Here is a 3,425-nt window from a genome sequence, read left to right as displayed (position 1 = left end):
GGTGAATTGACCCAGTCGAGTGCCAAATTCGGCCTGTAACTGCTGCAGAAATTCTTCATCCGGCATTGCCATAATGGGTTCTACGTTATCGGATTGTCGGGTCCATACCAGGGAACAACGACCGTCATGCATGGGGAGCAGTGCGAGCGGCCCTTGTGCGGTAAATCGTTCGTACGCGGTATTATTGTGAGCCTTTGAGGTGCTGATATTGGCTGTGATAGCCGTTTGTTGGTAATCATGTTGTTGCGCTTCAATATTTAACAGTTTACGTACGCTGGAATTACCACCATCTGCCGCGACAAGTAATTTTGTGCTGATTATTTTCGTTTTTGCGTTCGAAGCATCCTGATTAAAAGTTATGTTTGCATCTGCATGAGTGTCGGAAAATGACAGTTCCGTTAATTGGGCCGGTTTCAATATATCCAGGTTGTTGTATCGCGATAATGTGCTGTAAAGTACTTGCCCCAAGTCGCGTGCGGTGATGACATAACCCAATGCTTCTACATTCTCTTCTTGATGATCAATGCGCGTGACACCCATATGCCCGCGATCTGAAACATGGATATATTTAATTGGGGTGACTTTTGCCGTTAGTGCCTCCCAAATGCCAAGAGTGCGGAAAATTTGTGACGTGCCATAGGATAAGGCAATTGCGCGGTCATCATAACTGGGGGATGTGCTCACCTCCTGGTTAAATGCTTCCACCATGGCAATCTTTAACGGATGATTGCCCAAAGCGCAGGCCAGGCTGGCGCCAACCATGCCGCCGCCGACAATAATAAGATCGTAATCCAGTTCAGATTCAGAAGAGGTCATACATTATTTTATTAAAGGTAGTCATTGATCAAAGTTAGTAACTGCCGTGTCATTTCAGTTAACCTGTTGCAGACGATGCCATAATCGCTTCAATCTCCGCGACAGTTTTAGGTGCGTCTTTGGAAAGTACTTCACAACCGGTTTTGGTCACCAGTACATCATCCTCAATTCGGATACCGATATTCCACCATTTCTTTGCTACTTTCTTACTGCCTGCAGGTATATAAATGCCGGGCTCAATGGTTAATGCCATACCCGGTTCGAGTATCCGCCACGCATCTCCAACTTTGTAATCGCCCACATCATGCACGTCCATGCCCAGCCAGTGTCCGGTACGGTGCATGTAAAAACGACGGTAGGCATCTTTCTTGATGAGTTGGCGAATATCGCCTTTAAGCAAACCTAGCTTGACCAGCCCTTTGGTTAATTCTTTAACTGCTGCATTGTGTGGATCATTCCAGTGGTTGCCGGGTTTAACCTGCTTGATGGCGGCCTCTTGTGCTTTTAGTACCACTTCATAGACAGCCTTTTGTTCCTTGCTGAATTTTCCATTGACGGGGAATGTACGCGTGATGTCCGATGCATAATAGTCTTTTTCGGCACCGGCATCGATTAATAACAAATCGCCATCATTCAGTGGCGCATTGTTATCGATGTAATGCAGTATGCAGCCGTTGGCACCGCCGCCAACAATAGAGGGGTATGCCTCATCACAGTGGTTGATACGAAAGTGGTGCAATAATTCGGCTTCAATTTCATTTTCACTCCTGGATGGACTGCAAGCCTTCATCGCGCGTATATGCGCTTGCGCTGCGATTTTTGCCGCCTTGCGCATGATGGATGCTTCACTGCGGCTTTTAAACAATCGCATATCATGCAACAGGTGGTCTAGCGCTACGAATTCACCGGGTGTGTGTACCCCGGCACGAGATTTTTCTCGAATCTGGTTAACCCAGTTAATAACATGTTGGTCAAAACTGCTGTTACAGCCCATGGTGTAAAACACCCGGTCGCGATTTTCCAGCAAGCCGGGAAGAATGTCATCGATATCGCTAATGGGAAACGCGTCATCAGCTCTATATGTTTCCCGGGCGCCTTCCAGACCCGCGCGAGGCCCCACCCAGGTTTCCATGGCCGGGTCTCTTTCCCGACAGAATAGAATGTATTCTCCGTGTTTGCGTTTGGGGGTGATTATTGCCACCGCATCGGGCTCGGCAAATCCAGTTAAGTAATAAAAGTCACTATCGGGTCGGTAACGGTATTCGACATCCCGGTTACGAATTAATGTAGGGGCAGCAGGCAGGATGGCAATGGAATCCTTACCCATCAGTTGCATGAGTCGCTTACGGCGCTTGGTAAATTCCGTTTGAGTCATTAGGCAGTCAACTTAGTGAATGTTATTGGGTTCTGGTGCTATTGCCGGGGCAGCGCGTGAGGGATGAAGTTCTTCGTTAATTAACAATACTCCCACGCGTACGAATTCAATTAATTCTTCCAGTGCTTCGGCGTCGTCTTCGGTGTTTTCACTTTCATATTCGGAACCAATCCGCGAAATTTCAACAATGTCTTGTGATATTTCCGCAGAATTTTCAGGCAGTTTGCGAAAATCTTTTATACCACTCATCATAAAACCCATCACAAAACCCTGGCACCAGTCGCCCAGGCTAATGGTTCGTGTTGCCAGGTCAGTATAATCGTCTGGCAGCAGAAGCTGAAAATCACACGTCGGATCGTTAAGTTGTTGCAGGGTTTCTTCATACAACAATATCAGGCTCTGCCGGGCTTCTTTCTGTAGTAGATTATTATTGTCAATTTCGGGTACCAGGGATAAAAACCAGGAATCCGCTTGAGTGTCGTTTGTGGCGCACAGCAGGCCGCAAAGCGTGCCATGAATTTCACTGGCACCGATATCCGCCTCGATGTCCTGTAATGCAGACTCTATTTGCTCGCAGTCAAACACTTCATTAGTCATAATTTAACCGCCAGGATGATCGCTGATGTAATTAAAATGTTTGCAAATTTCCCTGTGGCTCCAGGTTGTTTCACAGATATTTTCCCTTTTTCTGGAGTCTGCGCGAATGTATTGATATTTCAATGAGGTAGCAATTGTTATTCTACCATGGAAGACGAATTAGCCAAATGTTAAAAGAAATATGTCACAAAATAAGTCGTTGACCCCTGCAACTGCCCGATCTATATTGGAGCTGTTAAATACGGGATTAAGTAACAATGAGTGATACAGATATAACAAACTTAGAAAATAGAATTGACGAATTAATCACGATATGTGACCAACTAAAAAACGAAAATACGGTGTTAAGAGAGCGCCAGGATTTAATGGTTGAAGAACGTGATAGACTGATAGAAAAGGCCGATATGGCCCGGACGCGAGTTGAAAGTATACTCACGCGATTGAAATCAATGGAGCAACAGGCATGAGCGTCCAGGAGGACATTATCCCTGTGACTATTCGCATTCTTGATAAAGAATATCAGATTGCGTGCAGCGATGAAGAGCGCAATTCTTTGCTGGATTCTGCGCGATACCTGGACGAAAAAATGAAAGAAATTCGCAACTCGGGAAAAGTCATTGGGTCGGAGCGGGTTGCC

The 3,425-nt window shown here is 46.0% G+C and carries 5 protein-coding genes; 2 read left to right on the top strand and 3 right to left on the bottom strand.

Features of this window, described 5'->3' with window-relative positions; translation table 11 throughout:
• The 3 genes from ACWVCM_RS04000 to ACWVCM_RS03990 all read right to left on the bottom strand — a co-directional run.
• Nucleotides 1–816 (bottom strand): FAD-dependent monooxygenase (locus tag ACWVCM_RS04000; protein WP_455200421.1); only part of this gene is annotated, 816 nt, incomplete at its 3' end.
• Nucleotides 817–874: 58 nt separating this feature from the next.
• A complete protein-coding gene (locus ACWVCM_RS03995; RefSeq protein WP_455200420.1) occupies nt 875–2,191 on the bottom strand; it encodes an aminopeptidase P N-terminal domain-containing protein in 1,317 nt (438 codons plus the stop codon).
• A gap of 12 nt (nt 2,192–2,203) precedes the next feature.
• On the bottom strand, nt 2,204–2,788 hold the full coding sequence (locus ACWVCM_RS03990) for a UPF0149 family protein (protein ID WP_455200419.1): 585 nt from the start codon (nt 2,786–2,788) through the stop codon (nt 2,204–2,206).
• Nucleotides 2,789–3,045: 257 nt separating this feature from the next.
• Here ACWVCM_RS03990 and ACWVCM_RS03985 point away from each other — a divergent pair, with 257 nt between their 5' ends.
• Both ACWVCM_RS03985 and ACWVCM_RS03980 read left to right on the top strand, forming a co-directional pair.
• Nucleotides 3,046–3,255, top strand: a complete 210-nt coding sequence (locus ACWVCM_RS03985) for a TIGR02449 family protein (RefSeq protein WP_455200418.1) — start codon at nt 3,046–3,048, stop codon at nt 3,253–3,255.
• On the top strand, nt 3,252–3,425 hold a 174-nt coding region (locus tag ACWVCM_RS03980), incomplete at its 3' end, for a cell division protein ZapA (protein ID WP_455200422.1). The genes ACWVCM_RS03985 and ACWVCM_RS03980, both read left to right, overlap by 4 nt.

Source organism: Kaarinaea lacus, from assembly GCF_975902315.1.
Note: the sequence above shows the minus strand (reverse complement) of the source record. Positions and strands in the feature narration are given on the sequence as shown.